The 21,291-nt window shown below is 62.8% G+C and carries 23 protein-coding genes; 9 read left to right on the top strand and 14 right to left on the bottom strand.

All coding sequences use genetic code 11. From position 1 onward, the window contains the following. Positions 1-73: 73 nt before the first annotated feature. Together prpB and LOKO_RS14050 are read right to left on the bottom strand one after the other, a co-directional pair. The gene (prpB, locus tag LOKO_RS14055; RefSeq protein ID WP_066450697.1) at positions 74-958 is read right to left on the bottom strand and encodes a methylisocitrate lyase; all 885 of its coding nucleotides are present in this window, start codon (positions 956-958) and stop codon (positions 74-76) included. A 55-nt stretch (positions 959-1,013) separates the two neighbouring features. Further along, positions 1,014-1,724 (bottom strand): GntR family transcriptional regulator, encoded by a 711-nt coding sequence (locus LOKO_RS14050; RefSeq protein ID WP_066450693.1) that lies wholly within the window; start codon positions 1,722-1,724, stop codon positions 1,014-1,016. Between the two features lie 237 nt (positions 1,725-1,961). On the opposite strand from LOKO_RS14050, the gene LOKO_RS14045 reads away from it, so the two are divergent. The 3 genes from LOKO_RS14045 (at position 1,962) to glrR (ending at position 5,360) form a co-directional block, all read left to right on the top strand. Further along, the gene (locus LOKO_RS14045) at positions 1,962-3,359 is read left to right on the top strand and encodes an ATP-binding protein (RefSeq protein WP_235588872.1); all 1,398 of its coding nucleotides are present in this window, start codon (positions 1,962-1,964) and stop codon (positions 3,357-3,359) included. 2 nt (positions 3,360-3,361) lie between these two features. Then, a complete protein-coding gene (locus LOKO_RS14040; RefSeq protein ID WP_066450687.1) occupies positions 3,362-3,916 on the top strand; it encodes a hypothetical protein in 555 nt (184 codons plus the stop codon). Between the two features lie 157 nt (positions 3,917-4,073). Then, on the top strand, positions 4,074-5,360 hold the full coding sequence (gene glrR, locus LOKO_RS14035; RefSeq protein WP_235589027.1) for a two-component system response regulator GlrR: 1,287 nt from the start codon (positions 4,074-4,076) through the stop codon (positions 5,358-5,360). 24 nt (positions 5,361-5,384) lie between these two features. Here the strand turns inward: glrR and xseA are convergent, their stop codons facing one another. The 3 genes from xseA to LOKO_RS14020 all read right to left on the bottom strand — a co-directional run bounded on the left by xseA (position 5,385) and on the right by LOKO_RS14020 (position 7,787). Then, positions 5,385-6,725, bottom strand: coding sequence for an exodeoxyribonuclease VII large subunit (gene xseA, locus LOKO_RS14030; RefSeq protein WP_066450686.1), 1,341 nt, complete (start codon positions 6,723-6,725; stop codon positions 5,385-5,387). A gap of 182 nt (positions 6,726-6,907) precedes the next feature. Next, entirely contained in the window at positions 6,908-7,501 is a 594-nt protein-coding gene (locus tag LOKO_RS14025) for a PRC-barrel domain-containing protein (protein WP_066450685.1), read from the bottom strand. Positions 7,502-7,589: 88 nt separating this feature from the next. Beyond that, a complete protein-coding gene (locus LOKO_RS14020; protein ID WP_066450684.1) occupies positions 7,590-7,787 on the bottom strand; it encodes a CsbD family protein in 198 nt (65 codons plus the stop codon). Between the two features lie 229 nt (positions 7,788-8,016). Between LOKO_RS14020 and guaB the strand changes: the two genes are divergently transcribed. Next, complete coding sequence (gene guaB, locus LOKO_RS14015) at positions 8,017-9,486, top strand: IMP dehydrogenase (protein ID WP_066450682.1); 1,470 nt, start codon at positions 8,017-8,019, stop codon at positions 9,484-9,486. A 104-nt stretch (positions 9,487-9,590) separates the two neighbouring features. Beyond that, positions 9,591-11,165 carry a glutamine-hydrolyzing GMP synthase gene (gene guaA / locus LOKO_RS14010; protein WP_066450675.1) on the top strand — a complete coding sequence of 525 codons (1,575 nt, stop codon included), beginning with the start codon at positions 9,591-9,593 and terminating at the stop codon, positions 11,163-11,165. Between the two features lie 834 nt (positions 11,166-11,999). On the opposite strand, the gene LOKO_RS14005 is transcribed toward guaA, so the two are convergent. Continuing rightward, a complete protein-coding gene (locus LOKO_RS14005; protein ID WP_066450673.1) occupies positions 12,000-12,989 on the bottom strand; it encodes an IS481 family transposase in 990 nt (329 codons plus the stop codon). 154 nt (positions 12,990-13,143) lie between these two features. On the opposite strand from LOKO_RS14005, the gene LOKO_RS19695 reads away from it, so the two are divergent. Further along, positions 13,144-13,299, top strand: coding sequence for a hypothetical protein (locus tag LOKO_RS19695; RefSeq protein ID WP_158509951.1), 156 nt, complete (start codon positions 13,144-13,146; stop codon positions 13,297-13,299). Between the two features lie 50 nt (positions 13,300-13,349). Here LOKO_RS19695 and LOKO_RS14000 read toward each other — a convergent pair whose 3' ends face one another. From LOKO_RS14000 to LOKO_RS19515, 8 genes are all read right to left on the bottom strand, one after another. Continuing rightward, entirely contained in the window at positions 13,350-13,793 is a 444-nt protein-coding gene (locus LOKO_RS14000; protein ID WP_066450670.1) for a DUF411 domain-containing protein, read from the bottom strand. Then, positions 13,790-13,939 (bottom strand): hypothetical protein, encoded by a 150-nt coding sequence (locus LOKO_RS19945; protein ID WP_201025328.1) that lies wholly within the window; start codon positions 13,937-13,939, stop codon positions 13,790-13,792. The genes LOKO_RS14000 and LOKO_RS19945 overlap by 4 nt, the downstream gene beginning before the upstream one ends. A 12-nt stretch (positions 13,940-13,951) precedes the next feature. Further along, a complete protein-coding gene (locus LOKO_RS13995) occupies positions 13,952-15,064 on the bottom strand; it encodes a YncE family protein (RefSeq protein ID WP_083517601.1) in 1,113 nt (370 codons plus the stop codon). 78 nt (positions 15,065-15,142) lie between these two features. Continuing rightward, entirely contained in the window at positions 15,143-15,409 is a 267-nt protein-coding gene (locus tag LOKO_RS19525) for a hypothetical protein (protein ID WP_144439672.1), read from the bottom strand. A 136-nt stretch (positions 15,410-15,545) separates the two neighbouring features. Beyond that, positions 15,546-15,836: a hypothetical protein gene (locus LOKO_RS19520; protein WP_144439671.1), complete on the bottom strand. Its 291-nt coding sequence runs from the start codon at positions 15,834-15,836 to the stop codon at positions 15,546-15,548. Next, the gene (locus LOKO_RS13985) at positions 15,833-18,328 is read right to left on the bottom strand and encodes a heavy metal translocating P-type ATPase (protein WP_235588871.1); all 2,496 of its coding nucleotides are present in this window, start codon (positions 18,326-18,328) and stop codon (positions 15,833-15,835) included. The genes LOKO_RS19520 and LOKO_RS13985 overlap by 4 nt, the downstream gene beginning before the upstream one ends. 93 nt (positions 18,329-18,421) lie before the next feature. Continuing rightward, complete coding sequence (locus LOKO_RS13980) at positions 18,422-19,060, bottom strand: Spy/CpxP family protein refolding chaperone (protein WP_066450656.1); 639 nt, start codon at positions 19,058-19,060, stop codon at positions 18,422-18,424. A 119-nt stretch (positions 19,061-19,179) separates the two neighbouring features. Then, entirely contained in the window at positions 19,180-19,602 is a 423-nt protein-coding gene (locus LOKO_RS19515; RefSeq protein WP_144439670.1) for a hypothetical protein, read from the bottom strand. Positions 19,603-19,779: 177 nt separating this feature from the next. Here LOKO_RS19515 and LOKO_RS13970 point away from each other — a divergent pair, with 177 nt between their 5' ends. From LOKO_RS13970 to LOKO_RS13965, 3 genes are all read left to right on the top strand, one after another. Continuing rightward, complete coding sequence (locus tag LOKO_RS13970) at positions 19,780-20,112, top strand: hypothetical protein (protein WP_066450652.1); 333 nt, start codon at positions 19,780-19,782, stop codon at positions 20,110-20,112. 74 nt (positions 20,113-20,186) lie between these two features. Then, complete coding sequence (locus LOKO_RS19690) at positions 20,187-20,348, top strand: hypothetical protein (protein ID WP_158509950.1); 162 nt, start codon at positions 20,187-20,189, stop codon at positions 20,346-20,348. 65 nt (positions 20,349-20,413) lie between these two features. After that, positions 20,414-21,274 carry a WD40/YVTN/BNR-like repeat-containing protein gene (locus tag LOKO_RS13965; RefSeq protein WP_066450647.1) on the top strand — a complete coding sequence of 287 codons (861 nt, stop codon included), beginning with the start codon at positions 20,414-20,416 and terminating at the stop codon, positions 21,272-21,274. Positions 21,275-21,291 lie beyond the last annotated feature (17 nt).

Below are 21,291 nucleotides of genomic sequence, written 5' to 3'. Positions count from 1 at the left end.
ACGCCACCAGGCCGGGAACCGAGCCTCCGTGTGACGCCACCGGGATGCTTCGCCTTGCGTTATGGCGCTCCCTTCACTCGCCGCCCTTCTCGAACAGCGCGTCCAGCTTCTGCTCGAAGCTGTGATAATTGAGGAAGTCGTAGAGTTCGTCACGGGTCTGCATCAGCTCGACCACATCTCGCTGGTGACCGTTGTCGTGGATGCTCTGGTAGACCTTCAGCGCAGCGGCGTTCATGGCGCGGAACGCCGACAGCGGATAGAGCACCATGCGACAGCCCACCTCGCCGAGCTCCTGCTGGCTGAACAACGGCGTAGCGCCGAATTCGGTGATGTTGGCCAGGATCGGCGCATCGACCCGCTCGCAGAAGGCACGGTAGTCATCCAGGGTATGCACCGCTTCGGCGAAGATGGCATCGGCACCGGCTTCGATACAGGCGCTGGCCCGCTCGATGGCCGCATCCAGGCCATCCTTCTGGAAGGCGTCGGTGCGGGCTATCAGGTAGAAATCCGGATCGACCTTCGCGTCGGCGGCCGCCTTGACGCGGTCCACCATCTCCTCCTGGGAGACGATCGCCTTGTTGGGACGGTGGCCGCAGCGTTTCTGGGCTACCTGATCCTCGATATGCACGGCGGCGACACCGGCACGCTGCATCTCCTTGACGGTACGGGCGATGTTGAAGGCGCCCCCCCAGCCGGTATCGATGTCGACCAGCAGCGGCAGGTCCGTGGCCCCGCAGATGCGGTGGGCATCCGCCACCACGTCGTTCATGGTGGTCATGCCCAGGTCGGGCAGACCGAAAGAGGCGTTAGCCACGCCACCACCGGAGAGGTAGATCGCCTGATGCCCCACCCGCTCGGCCATCATGGCAGTATAGGCATTGATGGTGCCGACGATCGGCAGAGGCCGGTTGGCCTCCAGGGCGGCACGAAAACGCGCACCGGGTGTGGATCGAGTCATGACAAGGTTCCTCTATGTTTCTGGCTATCAATGTACGGAATAGGTCCAGCCGGCCTCAGTTGGTCGCCTCAGCTTGCTGTGTGAGAATCGTGGCGTAGCGGTCAACCACATTGGCCCGCGAGGCGCTGACGTGACGACGCATCAGCAGCTCGGCCAGCTCGGCGTCCCCGGCCTCGATGGCATCGACAATACGATGGTGTTCGACGAAGGCTCGGTGCGGTCGTGTCCCGCTGGCGCTGAATTGGGTACGGTATAGCCGCACCAGGTAATAGAGGTCATCGCACAGCATCGTCATCAACATGCGATTGTGGCTGCCAAGGACGATACGGTAATGAAAATCCAGATCGCCTTCGCGCTGATAGTAGGCTTCCCCGCTCTTGAGATCGGCCTGACGCTCATGAAGAGCCAGCACTTCACGAAGGCCGGCGATTTCCTCGGCGCTCATGTGTTCCGCGGCCAGGCGAGCCGCCATGCTTTCAAGCGCCTCCCGGACATCGAACAGCTCCAACAGCTCCTTCATCGACAGCTTGACCACGCGAGCACCGACGTGGGGCACCCGTTCGATGAGGCGATGCGCTTCCAGCCGTCGCATGGCCTCGCGCAGCGGACCACGGGAGATGCCATAGGCCTTGGACAGGCCTGGCTCGGTTATCTTGCTGCCCGGCGCCAGCTCGCCACGAACAATGGCATCCTGCAGCTCATGAAAAACCCGTTCGGCCAGGGTGCGAACCTCAGGAGCGGTCTGTTCTGGTACGATTGAGTTCATAGCAATTGTCGACAATTAAATGATGAAGAGACTTTAGACATTGGCTGCGCCCCGGTCAACCACGGGACAAGGCCAAGTAGCTACGTCTTTGGTTGTAGACAACATGGATTTTTCAAAGCCGGCTGTCGACAATCCATGCCAGCGTTGATGGCAATACCCGCAGGCGTTGCATCACGCCATGGGACAAAACGCCGCCTGAACCCTAGAATGGGTCGCCTGTTCCGAAAGGCCCCGGCAATGACCATACGACTCGAGATAACCCCCCTTCCCTACCGAGACGATCCGCTGGGTTACTTTTCCGCCCTGCGCCAGCGCCCGGGAGCCGTACTGCTGGACAGCGGGCGCCCCATCGCGCCCGGCGGGCGCTATGACATCATGAGCAGCGACCCGCTGACAGTGCTGTCGATCGACGACCACGGCAACCTGAGCGGCGGCGTCGAAGGCATGGATGAGGACGACCCGTTCTCCGCCCAGCAGGTCCTGCTGGACAGCCTCGCGCTCGAACTTCCCGACAGCGATCTGCCCTTTCTCGGAGGGTTGATAGGCTACTGGGGCTATGACCTGGGCCGCTGCCTGGAGCCCGTCGGGGGCCGTTCACAGCAGGTGGTGGACCTGCCGGCCAGCCGCGTCGGCCTCTATGACTGGGCGCTCATCCAGGATCATGACGCCGGCGAAACCTGGCTGGTCGCCAGTGCGCAGCGCCGGGGCCTGGTCATGGAGTGGCTCGATGCGCTGCCGGTATCGGGAGGCCAGTTCCGGCTACTGGCCCCCTTCGAAGGCGAGCTCGACCGCGAAGGCTATGCACGGCGATTTTCCGCCGTTCAGGACTATATTCGCGCGGGTGACTGCTATCAGATCAACCTGGCCCAGCGCTTCAGCGCGCCCTTCGCCGGCGACCTGTGGGCGGCCTACCAGCGCCTTCGGCTTGCCACACCGACCCCTCTGGCCAGCGTCCGCGAAGGATCCGCTCTTCTCTCCGATGGCGTGGCGGGCGAGCTTAGCCCGCGCCAGCGCGAGATCCTCTCGCTCATCGACAGCAGTGGCCGTGAGCTGCAGCGGCTTATCGAACAGCTGCTCGATTACAATCTGCTGCAACACAACCAGCGCGTTGCCCTTGCCCAGGTGGACGTGGCTACACTGGTCATGAACACCCTCACCAAGCATCGCCTGGCACTGGAGCAGAAGCGCATGCGAGTGACGTCTTTCGAGGGCCCCCTGGAGTGGGTGATCGACTCCAAGGCGGTAGGGCGCATTCTCGATAACCTGGTGTCCAACGCCATCGCCTATGGCCAGGACGGCGGCGATCTGCTGATTCGCGCCCACGCCGGCCATGATCGGCTGGTACTGGATGTGGCCAATAGCGGCGACCCCATTGCGGAGGATGACCGGCCCAGGCTATTCGAACCTTTCTACCAGGGACGTTCCCGACGCAAGGGGCCGCTGAAGGGCTCCGGCATTGGACTGTCGGTAGCCGCGGACTGTGCCCGTCTGCACAACGGCCAACTGCAATTGGTTGAGGATCGGGAGCTGGAGGTGTGCTTTCGGCTGACGCTGCCGCGCCAGTCTCTGCCCCTCTACAGCAGTGATAGAAATAGAAGGCCCGTGGAAGCGGGCATGGACGCAAGGAGCGACTAACCATGAAGGTCAGAATTCTATTCGCCTGTGCCGCTGCGCTATGGATGGCAGGCTGCGAGTTTCTGCCCGAGCAGGGGCGTGCCGAAGTCACGGAGGAGGAAGTGGTCATAGCGACCGCGGACTGTCCCGGTGGTGTACCGACCTTCGAGGCGGATGCTTGCCTGCTGCCCGACTGGATCGCCCTGGGGCTGGCGTCCCAGCGTGGTGACAGTGATTGGCGCAGTGCCAAGCTGATCGAGCTGGAGCAGGCGCTGGCGGATAATGAGGATGAACGCCATCTGGCCCACGCCATCACGCTGGCCTGGGGCAGCGAGCGCCAGTGGACCCAGGCCGCTGAACTTTTCGAATCACATCTGGGAGCGGCGCCGGAGCAATTGCAGCCACTGCTTCGCTACTGGCGTAATGAGCTGGAGGGGCGTCGCGCCATGTCGGGCCGACTGACTCGCACACAGGGCGAGCTCGTCGCCCAGCGCGAAGAGAACGAGCAACTTGCCGAAAAACTCGAGGCGCTGACGGCCATCGAGCAGAACATCAACCTGAGGCAGCAGTCGCCCTGAGCGACGTGGGAGGCATGACGTGATGGATGTGGCCCGACAAACGGAAACCCGTAGCCCGGAGGTTCGCAAGGCCGGTTCGCGGACGGCCGGCAGCAAGGTGACCGGCGCTCACATTCTGCTGGTGGACGACGATGTCAGCCTGCTGCGTCTGCTGGGAATGCGTCTGGAGAGCCGTGGCTTTCGGGTGACCACGGCAGAGAGCGGCCAGGAAGCGCTGCGCTGCCTGGACGCCGAGTGCCCCGACCTGGTGTTGTCCGACCTGTGCATGGACGAGATGGACGGCATGGCGCTGTTCCAGGCCATTCAACGGCAGATACCGGGCCTGCCCGTCATCATCCTCACCGCCCATGGCTCGATACCCGATGCCGTCAGTGCCACTCAGCAGGGGGTCTTCAGCTTCCTCACCAAACCGGTGGATCGCGACCAGTTGTTCAGTGCCATCGACGAGGCCCTGGCTCAGGGCGCACCCACGGGGGGAGGAGAGGGCGACGACGCTTGGCGCGCCAGCATCATCACCCGCAGCCCGGACATGGAACGGGTGCTGGAGCAGGCACGCATGGTGGCCTCATCCGATGTCAGCGTGCTGGTCACCGGCCCTTCCGGCTCGGGCAAGGAGCTGCTGGCGCGGGCCATTCATGACGCCAGCCCCCGGGCCGATAAGCCTTTCGTGGCGATCAACTGTGGCGCGCTGCCGGAACAGCTGCTGGAAAGCGAGCTCTTCGGCCACGCCAAGGGGGCCTTCACCGGCGCGGTCAGCGATCACAAGGGTCTGTTCCAAGCCGCCGACGGCGGCACCCTGTTTCTCGACGAGATCGGCGACATGCCGCTGGCGCTGCAGGTCAAGCTGCTTCGCGCCCTGCAGGAGCGCCAGATACGGCCGCTGGGCTCCACCACCTCGTTCCCGGTCAACGTGCGGATCCTCTCGGCCACCCATCGCGATCTGAGCCAGGCCATGCAGCAGGGCGAGTTCCGAGAAGACTTCTTCTACCGCCTCAACGTGGTGAACCTTCGCCTGCCACCGCTCAAGGATCGTGCCGAGGATGTTCCGCTGCTGGCGCGCCACCTGGTTGCACAGGCGGCGGCCCGGCACAAGCCGTTCGTCAAGGGGTTCTCGCCGGAGGCACTCAATGTGCTGGCGACCAGTGCCTGGCCGGGTAACGTGCGCCAGCTGGTCAACGTGGTGGAGCAGTGCGTCGCCTTGACCCGTTCGCCGATGATTCCCGAGGCCCTGGTGTCCCAGGCGCTGGCGGCGGAGGAGAGCGCGCTGCCCACCTTCAACGATGCCCGGGCCACCTTCGAGCGCAGCTACCTGGTCAAGGTGCTCAAGATCACCGAGGGCAACGTGACCCAGGCGGCACGCATCGCCGGGCGCAACCGCACCGACTTCTACAAGCTGCTCTCACGCCACGAGCTGGAGCCGAGCACCTTCAAGCCGGTGTCCTAGGATCGGGCTCCTGGCTGAAAAGGGCTATTCCATGCGCTTTTTGACTTCCACGCGCAACTTGCCTTTACCCAGGCGGGCGGTCAGCGCCTGCCCGGGCTGGGTATCGCCGGCGCGACGCACCACCTGCCCCTGATCGTCTTCCAGAATCGCATAGCCCCTTCCCAACACCGCCAGCGGGCTGACCGCCTGCAGCTGTCGCACCAGGCCGGCCAGGCGCTCTCGCTGCCGGGTCTGGGCGTGCTGCATGGCCTGGTCGAGCCGGCCCCGGGCGGCGGCGAGCCTTATCCCGGCCTGCTCCACTTCGCGGCGCGGCGGTCGTGCCACCAGCCGCTGGCGCAGCTGGGCGAGGCGACGTTGATCGTCTGCCAGGCGGCGCTGCATGGCCCTGGCCAGCCGGGCGTCGATCTCACCCAGGGTGAGGCGCTGGCGATTCAGCACCTCGCCGGGGTGGCGCAGCCGTGCCCGCAGGTGGTCCAGCCGCTGGGCCTCGCGGTTTAGGCGGGCCTGGGTGGCGCGCTGCAGCTGGCGCTCCAGGCTCACCAGGCGGCGCAGCAGGTCCTGGCGGTCCGGTACCAGCTGCTCCGCGGCGGCGGAAGGGGTCGGCGCACGCACGTCCGCGGCCAGGTCGGAGAGAATGGTGTCCACTTCATGCCCCACCGCCGACATCACCGGCAGGCGGGAATGGAAGATCGCCCGCGCCAGATGCTCGTCGTTGAAGGCCCAGAGGTCCTCCAGGCTGCCGCCGCCGCGGGTGATCAGGATCACATCGCGGGCCGGGTCCAGCGCGTGCTGACGATTGAGCAGCCCGAGGGCAGCGATAAGTGCCGGGGCGGCCTCGCGGCCCTGGACTGGCACCGCAATCAAGGTGACCTTGGCCAGCGGCCAGCGCGCCGCCAGCACGGCCATGACATCGCGGATCGCCGCGCCGGTAGGGGAGCTGAGAACCAAGAGGTGGCGGGGGGGGTAGGGTAGCGGACGCGCGTTGGCAAAAACCCCCTCGGCAGCCAGGCGCTGCTTGAGCCGTTCCAGGGCCGCCAGCAGTTCGCCTTCGCCCACCGCCTGCACCGCCTCGGCGATCAGCTGATAGTCGCCGCGGGCTTCGAACAGGGAAACCCGCCCACGCATCTTGACCCGGTCGCCGTCGCGCATGGGGGAGGCGACAAAGCGTGCCCGGTTGCGAAACAGGGCGCCGCGCAGCTGGGCAGAGGCATCCTTCAGGGTGAAATAGATGTGCCCCGAAGCGGGCCGCGACACCCCGGACAGTTCGCCCTCCACCCAGACTTCCCCGATGCCCTGCTCCAGCAGCGAGCGGGCACGGCGGTTCACGTCGCTGACGGACAGGGTGGGGCTATCGGCTGGCGGCATGGCGGTATGTTCCTGATCAATCCCTGGCTTCTGGTGAAACGAGGTACGGGTGCAACCCTGGCGCTACTCTAGCATGGCCATATTGCGGACTAGAAAAGGATAACTGTCGAACAACAAAAGGCGCCGAGCCCTGTCAGGACCCGGCGCCATTTACCTCTTGCATTTACGTCATGCAATCACGATCAATCGAAATCGTCCTCGATATCCTCATCGGTGTACTCGGCATCGTTATCGTCGCGATCACGGTCGTCGTGTTGACGATCATCGTCGCGCATACCGTTGCCATCGCCCGCAGTGCCGGTTCCAGTGGTTCTCCAGGCGCTTTCGCGGTCGCCATGCTCTTGAGCGCGGCGGTCACGTTCGGTGGTGAACCACTCCTCCTCATACTCCGGGAAGGTCTGGAGCTCATCTTCGGTGGCATTGACCAGAATTCGATGGCTGACGTCATCCTGACCGAAGATGCCGCCTTCATCACGATGCGTTTCCATGGTGAAATGCTCAATGCCAACGACAACATCGTCGCCGCCCATGCCCCACAGGCCGCCAGCGCTTACGATGAGAGCGGCCACCTTGCCTTCTTCATCCAGCAGGATGTTCTCGACGGTGCCGACTTCCTCATCAGGGTCTGCGGCGTGATACACATCGGCGCCGATGATGTCATTCGCAGAGTAGAGGCCTTGTGCGGCGCTTGCGTCCTGATCCTGTTGAGCATGGGCACCGAAGGTGAGACCACCGGCGATAGCTGCAACGGCAATAGTCAGAATATGTTTTTGCATGGTTCAATCTCCTTAAACCTGTCCATAGACTTAGGATCTTGGGTTGCTGTCGACATCAGATAATGGGATCTGATAGTGAAACAGCGGATCAGAGCCCCTTGGCCCAATCGTCGACCTGGCGTTCTGCTTCCTCGCGCTCCAGGCCATATTTTTTCTGAATCTTGCCGACCAGCTCGTCCTTCTTGCCACCGACCTGATCCAGCTCGTCGTCGGTGAGCTTGCCCCAACTGTTGCGGGCCTTGCCCTTCATTTCCTTCCACTGGCCTTCGATCTGGTCCCAGTTCATGTCTTCACTCCTATCCTTAGAGCGTCTTCGTAACGCACTCTTCAAGCTAGTTCACCTTGCGAGGGTTGTAAGTAACATCTAGGTATTCTTATGTGTCCAAGTGTGCGGGATCGGTCAGAGGGCCGACCCGCACGGGTGCCCGACACGCATTGCCCCACCCCGAGCCGGCCCGTTATAATGGTCGATTAACTTCGCTCCCCTCCCACCAGCGCACTGGGTGTTGCCGATTATGCTACGTATGGCACAAGAAGCTCTTACGTTCGATGACGTCTTGCTCGTACCCGGCTACTCGGAGGTCCTGCCCAAGGATGTCAGCCTCCGGACCCGCCTGACCCGCGACCTCTACCTCAACATTCCGCTCGTCTCCGCCGCCATGGATACCGTGACCGAAGCCCGCCTGGCCATCGCCATGGCCCAGGAAGGCGGCATCGGCATCATCCACAAGAACATGACCATCGCCCAGCAGGCGGCAGAGGTACGCAAGGTCAAGAAGCACGAGAGCGTCATCGTCAAGGACCCGGTCACCGTGGGGCCCAAGGCCAAGCTGGAAGACCTGCTGGCCATGGCCCAGGAGCACGGCTTCTCCGGCTTCCCGGTGGTGGAGGGCGAGACCCTGGTGGGGATCGTCACCGAGCGCGACATGCGTTTCCAGCCCAACCACGGCGACAGCGTGGCCGACATCATGACCTCACGCGAGCGCCTGGTGACCGTACTGGAAGGCACCCCGCTTTCGCAGATCAAGGCCAAGATGCAGGAGCACCGCATCGAGAAGATGCTGGTGGTCAACGACAGCTTCCACCTACGTGGCCTGGTCACCTTCCAGGACATCGAGAAGGCTCGCACCTTCCCCAACGCCGCCAAGGACAGCGACGGCCGCCTGCTGGTCGGCGCCGCCGTGGGCACCGGCCCTGAGACGGTAGACCGCGTCACCGCCCTGGCCGAAGCCGGCGTCGATGCCATCATCGTCGACACCGCCCATGGCCACTCCCGCGGCGTGATCGACCGCGTGGCCTGGGTTAAGGAGCACTTCCCGCAGATCCAGGTGATCGGCGGCAACATCGCCACCGCCGATGCCGCCCGCGCCCTGGCCGAAGCCGGCGCCGACGGCGTCAAGGTCGGCATCGGCCCCGGTTCCATCTGCACCACCCGTATCGTTGCCGGCGTCGGTGTGCCGCAGATCACCGCGGTCTCCAACGTGGCCGAGGCGCTCAAGCCCTATGACATCCCGCTGATCGCCGACGGTGGTGTGCGCTTCTCCGGCGACCTGGCCAAGGCCATCGCCGCCGGTGCCAGCTCGGTGATGGTCGGCGGCCTGCTGGCCGGCACGGAGGAAGCTCCCGGCGAGATCGAGCTCTACCAGGGCCGTACCTACAAGGCCTACCGCGGCATGGGCTCCATGGGCGCCATGTCCCAGAGCCAGGGCTCCTCCGACCGCTACTTCCAGGACAAGTCCGAGGGCGCCGAGAAACTGGTGCCGGAAGGCATCGAAGGCCGCGTGCCCTATAAAGGTGTGATGAGCGCCATCGTCCACCAGCTGATGGGCGGCCTGCGCGCCTCCATGGGCTACACCGGCTGCACCGACATCCTGCAGATGCGCACCAAGCCGGAATTCGTGCAGATCACCGGTGCCGGCTTCGCCGAATCCCATGTGCATGATGTGCAGATCACGAAAGAAGCGCCCAACTATCGAGCGGGATGACCGCTCGCTGAGTATCGACCGCGGCGGAGGCTAACTCCGCCGCTCGTCTTTTCAGACGCCTTGCCCTTGCCCCGCCGAATTACGTTGCCAGTAGAGACGCCCAGATGACCGACATTCACGCCCACAAGATCCTGATCCTCGACTTCGGCTCCCAGTACACCCAGCTGATCGCCCGCCGCGTTCGCGAAATCGGCGTCTATTCCGAGGTTCGCGCCTTCGACATCACCGAAGAGGAGATCCGCGCGTACAAGCCCAACGGCATCATCCTCTCCGGCGGGCCGGAGTCCACCGTGGCCGAGGGCTCGCCCCGGGCACCTGAGTGCGTGTTCGAGCTGGGCCTGCCGGTGCTGGGCATCTGCTACGGCATGCAGACCATGGCCGAGCAGCTCGGCGGCGCCGTGGAAGGCTCCAACAAGCATGAATTCGGCTACGCCCAGGTCACCATCGACAGCAGCGACGACATGTTCCGCGACATCAAGGACCATGTGGACCATGATGGCAAGGCGCTGCTCGACGTGTGGATGAGCCACGGCGACAAGGTCGCCCGTGCCCCGGACACCTTCACCGTGACCGCCTCCACCCCGAGCTGCCCTATTGCCGCCATGAGCTGGGCCGAGAAGCACTTCTACGGCGTGCAGTTCCACCCCGAGGTGACCCACACCCTGCAGGGCCAGCGCATCCTCGAGCACTTCGTCGTCGGCATCTGCGGCGCCGAGAAGCTGTGGACCCCGGCCAAGATCATTGAAGACCAGATCGCCCGGGTGCGCGACCAGGTGGGCGACCGCCACGTGCTGCTCGGTCTTTCCGGCGGCGTCGACTCCTCCGTGGTGGCAGCACTCCTGCACCGCGCCATCGGCGACCAGCTGACCTGCGTGTTCGTCGACAACGGCCTGCTGCGCAAGAACGAAGGCGGGCAGGTGATGGAGACCTTCGCCAAGCACATGGGCGTGAAGGTGATCCGCGTCGACGCCGAAGCGCTGTTCCTCGACAAGCTCAAGGGCGTTGCCGACCCCGAGGCCAAGCGCAAGGCGATCGGCAACACCTTCATCGAGGTGTTTGACGACGAGGCCAGCAAGATCGAGGGCGTCGACTTCCTGGCCCAGGGCACCATCTACCCCGACGTCATCGAATCTGCCGCCAGCAAGACCGGCAAGGCCCACGTGATCAAGTCGCACCACAACGTCGGCGGCCTGCCCGAGACCATGAAGCTCAAGCTGGTCGAACCGCTGCGCGAACTGTTCAAGGACGAAGTACGCCGGCTCGGCGTCGAACTCGGCCTGCCCTACGACATGGTCTACCGCCACCCCTTCCCGGGGCCGGGCCTGGGCGTGCGCATCCTCGGCGAAGTGAAGAAGGAGTACGCCGACATCCTGCGCGAAGCCGACGCCATCTTCATCGAGGAACTGCACAACGCTGACTGGTACCACAAGACCAGCCAGGCCTTCGCCGTCTTCCTGCCGGTGAAGTCCGTCGGTGTGGTTGGTGACGGCCGCCGCTACGAATGGGTCATCGCCCTGCGCGCCGTGGAAACCATCGACTTCATGACCGCCCGCTGGGCGCATCTGCCGTATGAGTTGCTGGAGAAAGTCTCCAACCGCATCATCAACGAGATCGCCGGCGTCTCGCGGGTGACCTATGACGTGAGCAGCAAGCCGCCCGCGACGATCGAGTGGGAGTGAGGCACGCCTAGGCAGAACGCCTGGCACGGCTAATCTGACCAAGATCAAGGGTCTACCAAAGGGTAGGCCCTTTTTTTGCAATTTGTTACAGGGTTTAGTTAACTCAGGTTAAGTTCGCTGAGATGAGCGTCGATAGAACAGGTAGTACAACGCAGACAAGGACGGTCGCAGGGAAAGGATGTCATCCCCGGGCGGTAGCGTGTTTAGGCACATAACAGCAGCCGGATATTCCGATTTCGTTGCCTTTGAGAAGTATTACGGAAGTTGAAGCCCTATTCCGTCATTCAAGAATCAGAATAGTCTAGCTAAGTTACAGTCAGAGTTTCGCTTCCGACCAGAGATAATCATTAACGGTCGAATTAACGATTGTTGGAGGTAGCTTTAGCTCGCGACTGGCGGGGGCGCCGTGGCTTGATGGGGGCAACTTGGTATCGGTATTTTCGTAGGGTTGAGCGAAAGGCAGAAAACGACCCAAAGCGGTCGTGCCGGCAAAGGCAGCAGGCATGTTCATCTGGGATATGTGGCATGCGCGATGATTGGTGTTATGTAGCCGAGCATCCTTAATGCAAAGGAATTTCAATATAGGATGAAAGGTGGTCGGGCACGCAGCATACCATTATTTACGCGCATGCACGTTCAAGTGGAATATCGAGTGTGCTACATAATACAATGTTATATTTCAGGGAATTGAGAATGAGTTATACCGTACGAACGCTGAGTATTGATGAAGTTCGTGAGGTGCTTGAAGACGAGGGGTACGAGAGCGTCCTTGAGCACATTCACGAAGACGGCAGCAAGTATCAACTCAAACAGGATGCCTCTGGCATATCTCCACTACCTGTCGGGTCCCGGGTGATTAACTACCCGTTTGGTAAATAGCTTAGGCCGTTTGGCCTGCCATTCTTTCATCGCTGCAATCGGTGTTTGATGGTGCAGCGCCTTCTGCGGGATATGGTGATTATACAGCCAGCAATAGCGCTTGAGGGTCTGTTCCAGGTCTTCGCCTGATTCATAGCGCCGGGTAGCCAGCACATCGCTAATACGGCCATTGAATCGCTCCACCATCCCGTTTGTTTGTGGCCGTCCCGGCTTGATCAGACGATGCTCGATGTCATGGGCTTGGCACTCCTGGTCGAACGGGTGGCGACCACTGGGCTTGCGCTCACCGGCCCGTGTGAAGCGATCCGTAAAGGACTTACCGTTGTCAGTCAGCACCGTCTGGATCTTGAAGGGCGCCTTTTCTACCACCCGCCTCATGAACGCCCGAGCATCCTTGGCAGACTGGCTGCTCCTGATCTCCAGGTACACCCAGCGGGTTGCCCGGTCGATGGCGACGTACAGGTAGCGCTTCTGCTCCTCATCGGGCATCTGGGGCAGGTGCTTGATATCGATGTGCACGTACCCCGGCTCGTAGTCCTTAAAGGGCTTGTGCCGAGGCTTCTCGTCACCGCCGGTATCCTGTCGAGCCAACTCCGCCAGCGTCGGCACCTCGCGCCGCTTGAGCATGCGATGCAGGCCGGATCGAGACAGCCGCGGATTCAAAAATTCGCGTGCCACAATCAGCAGATCATCAAGGCTGAGCCGCAGGAACTCGCGGGCGGCGATCAGCACTTCCTCCTGCTCGGAAGTGAGCGTGGCCAGTAGATTGTGACGGGTATGCGGTCGGTCATGGACATCGTCGCGGTAGCGCCAACGCCGGATGGTCGAGTCGGATACACCATACTGGCGAGCCAGCTCACTATCACTTATGTTGGTAGGCGATGCCTGGATCTCGGCACGGATCTTTGGCGTGGTGGTGGCCTGCTTATGCAGCTTGATGTCCATGAGCCTGCTCCCGGATGAATTGCTGTAGAAGCTCCCTTGCTGACAACAAAGGATAACTCCTGGTATGGATTGACCTGTCAAGGGTTCGGTTGTCTCTGGTGCATGCGGTGTCCTCAATGCCTACGGGTCAGGGAGCGAGGGGCTATCAGCGACGGTGGATCTCTCTGGTATTCGTGGGTTGGGGGAGGTGCTGATCGCCCACGACGACGTGGTGGTGGAGTCGGGCGATCACCTGATCCTGTTCGTGATCGACAAGCGCCGCATTCGCGAGGTGGAACGCCTCTTCCAGGTCGGCCTGACCTTCTTCTGAGGCACGTTGCGAAACAGGTGGCGCCGGCCGAGGCCGGCGCCGCGAGGGCGTTACAGGGTCATGAACGGCATGGGCTCCTGGTCGGTAAACTGGTAGACCTCCCAGTCGCCCTGCTTGGGCCCTGGCATGCCCGGTGTGCCGATAGGCATGCCGGCCAGGCCGATCCCGCCAACGTTCAGGCGCTGCTTGAACAGCGTCTCGATGGCCTCGAAGGGCACGTGGCCCTCAATGGCATAGTCACCCATCAGCGTGGTGTGGCAGGAGCCTTTGCCATAGGGCAGCCCGACCTGCTGCTTGATCTTGCCGACTTCCACATCGTCGATGACGGTGACCGCGACGCCGCGCTCCTCCAGCAGGCGGGCGTATTCGTGGCAGCAGCCGCACTCCGGATTCATGTAGAGCGTGGCTTCGTCAGGCATGGCAGCCTGCGCCGTGGCGGCACCACCCAGCAGCAGGGCGGAGGAGAGCATGAGTGAGGTGATTGAACGGTTCATGAGCTTGCTCCGGTCGTTGGAGTCGATTTGGTCGAGGTGAAGAGGTATTTGCCCAGGGCGGCAATGCCCAGTGTCAGCAGTAACAGCAGGGCCAAAGGCATTACGGTTCCGAGTATCCCGGCGGTCATGGCGCAGTCGGTCATCATCTTGGCTCTCCTTCAGTTCGTTACCCAGGTGACCCCATTGGGGCCTTGGCCAGTGGCATGGTTGGCAATGACTTCGCCGAGCGCCAGGTCGATGACGGACAGGCTGTCGTCATGGATATTGGTGATGAAGGCGAAGCGGCCGCTGTCGTCGACACTGACGCCATGGGCTCCCATGCCGACTTCGTAAGTGGCAACGACCACGCGAGTGGCAATGTCGACGGCCGAGACACGGTTGTCGGGCTCTGCCTCGCTGCCTTCATTGGCGACAAGCATCAGGCTGCCATCGGGGGTGGCGTGGACCTGAATCGGCAGGCGTCCGACGGCCACACTATCGATGACGCTGCGGCTGGCCGTATCGATCACGGCAACTCGGTTCTCGTCACGCAGCGAGACATAGACCTGCTCGCCGTTCGGGGTGAAGCCCACCTGTACCGGGGCTTCCCCCACCGGGATGCGTGCCACTTCTGCCTGCGCTGCGACATCGATCACAGAGACGCTGCCGTCCAGCACATTCGCCACATAGAGCTCCCCACCATCCGGGCTCAGGCGTAGGCCGTGGGGATAGTGCCCCGTCTCGACGGTAGCCACTGCCTGGTGTGTTGCCAGATCGACGATAGAGATGGTGTCGTCACCGGCATTGGTCACGAAGGCATATTGGCCGGCAAGGTCGCTGACCACATGGGCCGGGTGGCTGCCTACCGGGATGCTGGCCAAGGGGCCGGCGCCGAAGTCCCCGGTATTGAATACCTGCAGTTCCCCGGGATCGTCGCCGTGGGCGTGACCACCGCCTCCATGGGCGTGGTCGTCATTGGCTGCATCGCCCACCGCCAACAGGTAACGGCCATCGGCACTGACTTCAACGTTATGGGGGGATATGGAAATGTCCTGAGTGGTGGTTACTCCACTTTCCAGTTGGATGCGGGTCAATGACGCTCCGTGTTCGTCGGCGGTAAAGACCTGTCCGGCAGGGGGCGTGCCAGCGAAGCCGGCTGAGCTCCCCAGCGCCAGGCTCGCGGCGAGGAGCCAGCCAAGCGGGCGGGTGTTGAGCGCGCTGGCATGAGTGATTGTGTCATTGCGGTGGTTTACGAGGCGTGCAGTGACGCCCTGAATAAAGCGAAATCCCATGGTCTTGCTCCTGATGAACGCAGGGTGCAGAAAAGAACGGAAGTTCTTGCAAGCGGCCAAGGCCGCTGGGGCGTTCATTCAGGTTCTTGGAGGGCGCCTAGGGGGCAGGGGGGTGCGATCCGCGTATGTCACGGCAAGCACGGTGGACGGTACGGCCGGCTCGGCAGTCGACAGGGCGGGAAGGGGCATCAGTGCCGAGCAGGCGGAGCAGCGATGATCATCGGCGTCTACCGAGTCGAGCTGCATCATTGCTTGCGGTTGAAGACAGTCGGCTGAGTCGGCCTGGATTGCACCATGACCCGACAGGCTCGTCATCGCCAGCAGCAGCGCGAGCAGCAGGGCCATGAACCGGCCTCCCGCTCTTACGTGCTGTGATGTGCCGATATGCCGTGTCATGGAAAACCCCTTTATGGTGTTGCCTCTACATTGAAACCGATCCGGAGCGACATTTCATTGACGCAGCGCAAAGAGCGCGTGGTGATCAGTCATCGCCATGCCGATGGCCATGGCGGTGCATCAGGAAATGCATGCCGATACACAACAACATCGGTGCAACCAGCAGCCAGGTGCCGCCTCCCAGGTTGCCCCGCCAGAGGACGAACAGCATGGCGCCCCCCATCGCCACCAGGCAGAAGAGCATCATCCAGCGGTGTACATTGCCGGTGGGTCCGTCTTGATTCGACGTTTCATCTGGCGCACCGGATGGCGGTGCGCCAGTGGTTTTTGCAGGATCTTCTTGCGTGCGTTGATTGGGAATGTGAGTTCGACTCATGAGTGGTCTCCTGAGGGTTGTTCACGCGCATAGCGCCGCTTGAGCAGCAGGGAGTTACCGATGACCGACAGTGAGCTGGCGGTCATGGCGATGACGCCGATCATGGGGTGCAGCAGGCCCGCGGCGGCGATGGGGATGGCGGCCAGGTTGTAGCCGCTGGCCCAGATCAGGTTCTGTACGATCTTTCCAAAGGTGGCCTTGGAGAGGTGCATGGCATCCACCACGGCCGTCAGTTCACCGCGCACCAGGGTCACATCCGCCGCCTCGATGGCGACATCGGCACCGGCGCCGATGGCAATGCCGACGTTGGCCTTCTTCAATGCGGGGGCGTCATTGATACCGTCGCCCACCATGGCAATATGGTTGCCATGCTTTTCCTGAAGCTTCTTGATGGCATCCACCTTGCCATCGGGCAGCACCTCGGCCTGCACCTCGTCGATGCCCACTTCGTCGGCCACGGCCCGGGCGGCGCGCTCGTTGTCGCCGGTGATCATCACCACATGCAGGCCAAGGTCATGCATCCCGCGAATGGCGTCCTTGGACTTCTCCTTCAGCGTATCGGCCACGGCCACGAGGCCAACCGCCTGCCCATCGGCGGCCACGATGACTACGGTGCGCCCCTTCTCCTCGAGCTCCTGCTTGGCCTCTTCCAGCGCATCCAGGCCGCTGATGCCTTCTTCCTCGAGCAGACGACGATTGCCGATGAGTACTGTTTCTTCACCCACCTTGCCGGATACGCCCCGGGCGCCGGTGGACTTGAAATCGCTGACCCTCTCGAGTGTTACATCGCGCTCTTTGGCTCCGTCCACGATGGCTCTGGCAATGGGGTGCTCGGACGCGTCTTCGACGCTGGCGGCCAAGGTCAGGAGTCGCTTCTCCTCTACCCCTTCGACGGGAATGGCATCGGTGAGCTTCGGCTCGCCGCGGGTGATAGTGCCGGTCTTGTCGAGCACAATCACCTTGATGTCCTTGAAGGTCTGGATCGCCTCGCCTGAGCGGATCAGGATGCCGCGCTCCGCGCCGATACCGGAACCAACCATCAGTGCCGTAGGTGTGGCCAGACCCAGGGCGCAGGGGCAGGCGATGACCAGCACGGCAATGGCAGCCAGAATCGCGAGGATTGGTGTGGAGGCGGTGGGGTCGACCCAGGGCAGGACGTTGGCGCCCCATTCGAGGATCGGCCGCAGGGCATCGCCCGCGAGCAGCCATGCCAGGAAGCTGGCCAAGGCGATCACCAGGACTGCCGGTACGAAGCGGCCGGTCATGCGATCGGCGAACTCCTGGATCGGCACGCGCGAGCCCTGCGCCTCGTCGATCAGCTTGACCACCTGAGACAGGAAGGTATCGCCGCCCACCCGGGTGGCCTCGACTCGGAGCCGCCCCTCCTTGTTGATGGTGGCACCGATGACGCTGTCGCCCTCGCTCTTGTAGACCGGCACCGACTCACCGGTGGCGATGGATTCGTCGAGGTGACTCTCGCCTTCCACCACCTTGCCGTCGGTGGGTATCTTTTCGCCGGGCCTTACGATCATGATGTCGCCGGCTTCCAGCTCTTTTACCGGGACCTCTACCTCTTCACCATCACGATCGACTCGGGCGGTCTTGGCGCTCATGTCCATTAAGCGACGAATCGCTTCGGAAGCACGACCTTTTGCCATCGCCTCCAGGTAGCGTCCCAGGAGGTGGAAGGTCATGATGGTTGCGGCCATCTCGATGAACGATGTCATGGGAAAGAAGAAACCGAGCAGCCCCAGCAGGTAGGGCGGCAGGCTGCCCATGGAAATCAGCACGTCCATGTTGAAGGTGCCGTTCTTCAGCGAACGCCACGACGCCTTGTGGGTCGCCGCCCCGCCGAAGAGGAATACCACCGGGAAGGCGAGAATGGCGACGATGGCGAGGTAGCCGGGAATCGGCTGCCAGAACATGTGCGGCATCATCAGGATCATGATCAGGGTGGTGGGCACCGCCGCGATGATCAGCCGCTTGCGTGCTTCCTGGAGATAGTCTTTCTCGATCTGGCTATCGTCATCGCCTTCTGCGTCACTTTCGTCATGAACGCCCTTGACGTCATACCCGGCTCCCTCGATGGCTTGCTTCAAGGCGTCGCCATCGGGGCCGTCCTTGCCCAGCGTGACAGTGACCCGGTGGCTGGCGATATTGGTCTGGACGTCTTCGACACCCTCCTGACGCTCCAGTGTCTTGCGTACGATGCCAGCGCAATGATCCGAGCCCATGCCCGGCACGTTGAGGCGGATCTTGCGCTGGGTGGCATCGCCGCGGACGGCCTTGACGTCGTAACCGGCGCCTTCGATGGCCTGTTTGAGTGCTTCCCCATCGGGGCCGTTGTCCTTGTTGACACCGACGCGAACCCGGTGGCTGGCAATATTGGTCTGGATCTCTTCCACGCCGTCCAGGCGCTGAAGTGTCTCGCGCACAATACCTGCGCAGTGATCGCTGCCCATGCCCGGCACGGTCAGGGTTATCTGTTTCATGCTCGTATCCGTCATTGCATGGCCTCTAGCGGGGGGAGTCGGGCGGGCGGCCTCCTCTGGCCGCCTGCCATGGCGTCAACTCAGCAATACCGGTCAGTGGTGGGCGGCATGATCGTCCGGATCGTCGGCCTCGGGCGTGGTTTGCTGCAGCTGTTCCCGCTGTTCATCGGTCATGAGATCGTGCATGGCGTTACGCATACGCACCATCTCGGCCATCATTTCCCCATGCAGTTCGGCCATCCGCCCATGTAGAGCCTGAACTTCATCGGGGTCGGGGCGCTCCCCATGCATTTCTGCCATCAGGTCATCGCGCAGGTTCATCATTCGACCCATACGCTCGAACTGGGCGGGGCGGTGCTCCTGCATCAGCTCACGCATTTCGCTGCGTTGCTCGGCATCGAGCATTGCCATCATGCCCTTGCCGCCGCCCATCATGGGGCAGGGCATCATGCCACCGCCCATCATTCCTGGGCCCATGCCGCCCTGGTCGCCGCCCATCATCATGCCCGGGCCCATGCCGCCCTGGTCGCCGCCCATCATCATGCCCGGGCCCATGCCGCCCTGGCTGCCGCCCATCATCATGCCCGGACCCATGCCGCCTTGACCGCCCATCATGGAACCTTGGCCTTGATCCATACCCTGCCCCATGCCTTGGGCGAGGGCGAAGCCGGGCGCGGAAATACCGACAGCCAGGGCGAGGCCCATGGCAATGGTGTGCTTGCGAAATGTCATGGTAGTTCTCCTGAGGGCTCGATCGCCCTGTGGTGATTGCTTCAAGAGGCGACTGTCAAATAGACGTCACCGGAATCAATGGGAAAGGAGAAGGAGTGCGTACCTTCGAGCGGAAGTGCTCAGTGACGCAGGCGCTGCGTCAACAGGTAAGTCGGTGGGGCGCTGGAATCAGGCCGGCCATGGGGCGTACCCGAGACAACTAGGACAGCAGGGGGAGGGGCCAACCGAGCCAGGCTGCACAGCGCCACGCCATGTTCGGTTTCCTGGCGTTCGGTGCGCAGAAGCGGATGGGGCGCGAGGGGGACATGGCCGGGGTGGCAGTGCGGTCCCCGGTGAGGGTCGGCGACGAAGGTGGCGGTCGGTGTCGTGTCATGAGCATGGCCGACAACGTCATGGTGTATCTCGGAAGAGGCAGTGGCATGCGCCGCCGCTCCATTGGCAACAAGCAGCAGAACCAGGCACAGGAGTGTGAACAGCCCATGGCGCAGCCATACCGCAAAGGGCAGGGTCTGGCATGTAGTTGTCGCGTCCTGCCAAGCCATGGGTGAGACTCCCGAGGTGTATCGTACCCACACCATAGAACAATAAGACGCTTGCGCACTTGACGCGTGTCAAATGGGCTACATGGAGAAAATCTAGTCAGCCTGGGTTGCCGGCTGCCTTGGCTGCGTGAAATACTCCGTCCCAGGTTTGATCCCTACGGTAATAAAGCGACGCTAATGACCCGTTCCATCGCGACATGGCTGCTCTTCCTGCTGGCTATCACCCTGGTGATGCCAATGGGCGTCATGGCGGGTGCTTCCCACTATAACCATGAAGATGCCTGTCTCAGCGTGACTTCGCTGGAGTCGGCCTCGGCAAGCCATGCCGCCGAAGCAACGACGGAAGATCATGAGCGCCAGTCGCTGAGCTGCTCCTCGACCGGTTTCTGTGCCGCCCTGGTGCCCCAGGCCTCCGGCATGTCCGCTGCATCGGCACCACCGCGCCCGATGCCCGTCCAGGCGTGGCCCTGGTCACCCAGCGATCGCCTCGATCGTCCTCCTCGCGTTTGAACAGCATTTCTTGACGTCATCTCCCGCCTGAGACGGGGGGTGATCGCTGTTCGAATAACGAGGAAACCGATTCCATGAAGCATCGTCACTTTCTGCTCTATTCCACACTGGGCGGGCTGGCTCTTTCCACATCCGGCCTGCTCAGCTATGTCGTGGCCGGCCGCCATGGCGGGACCTCCCGGTGCTTCATCGAGCATGAAGAGCTGGGCATGATGGCCACGGTTCGGATTCGCTGATTTACCACCTTATTCGCCGGCGACCTGCTCCCCGCAGGCTGTCGGCCAGCAACGAGTCAATGCACATGACACGATACCGATTGCTTCTTCCCCTGCTACTGCTGGCGCTGCCACTTGCCGGTTGCTCAGGTGAGCCCGAAGGCATCAGCCTCGAGGAACTGCGCCAGAAGACGCACATTCATGGCGTGGCCTTCGACCGCGCCGACAGCCAACGAATCCAACTGGCGACTCACCACGGCTTTCATGTCATAGATGCCGACGGCAGGGCACGACAGGTCTCCAGCGAGACACACGACTTCATGGGCTTCTCGCCCCATCCGCAGGAGGCCGACACCCTCTTCGCCAGCGGCCACCCGGCGCGCGGTGGCAACCTCGGCGTCATGGTTTCCACCGATGGCGGCAGTTCCTGGGAGCAGCGTTCCGCCGGCGTCGATGGGCCGGTCGACTTCCATCAGATGACGGTCAGCGAGGCCGACCCCGACGTACTCTATGGCGCCTATGCCGGTCGGCTGCAGGTTAGCCGTGACGGGGGGCATGAGTGGCAGGTGCAGGCCGCTGTACCAGAGGGGCTGATCGATTTGGCGGCATCCAGTCGAGACCCGGATCACCTCTATGCCGCCACCCAGTCGGGGCTATTGATGAGCCCCAATGGCGGGCAGCGCTGGCGGCAGGGTCATCCCCAGCGCAACCCGGCCAGTGTCGTGGTGGCGAGCGGTGGCGAACTGTATGCCTTCATGCTTGGAGTGGGGCTGATCAAGGCCGATGAGGCGACCCGGGAGTGGGAGCCGCTCAGCGGCGACTGGGGCGAGCGCTACTTTACCCACCTGGCGGTGGACCCCGCGGACCCGCAGCGCCTCGTGGCTGCCGACAACCAGGGCGTGCTGCTGCTCAGCGAAGACGGCGGCAGGGAGTGGTCAAGCCTGTGACCTCCGCTCCCTCATAT

It is taken from the genome of Halomonas chromatireducens, assembly GCF_001545155.1.
GTDB lineage: Bacteria > Pseudomonadota > Gammaproteobacteria > Pseudomonadales > Halomonadaceae > Halomonas > Halomonas chromatireducens.
The sequence above is the reverse complement of the archived record's forward strand: the minus strand, read 5'-3'. Positions and strand labels throughout refer to the sequence as shown.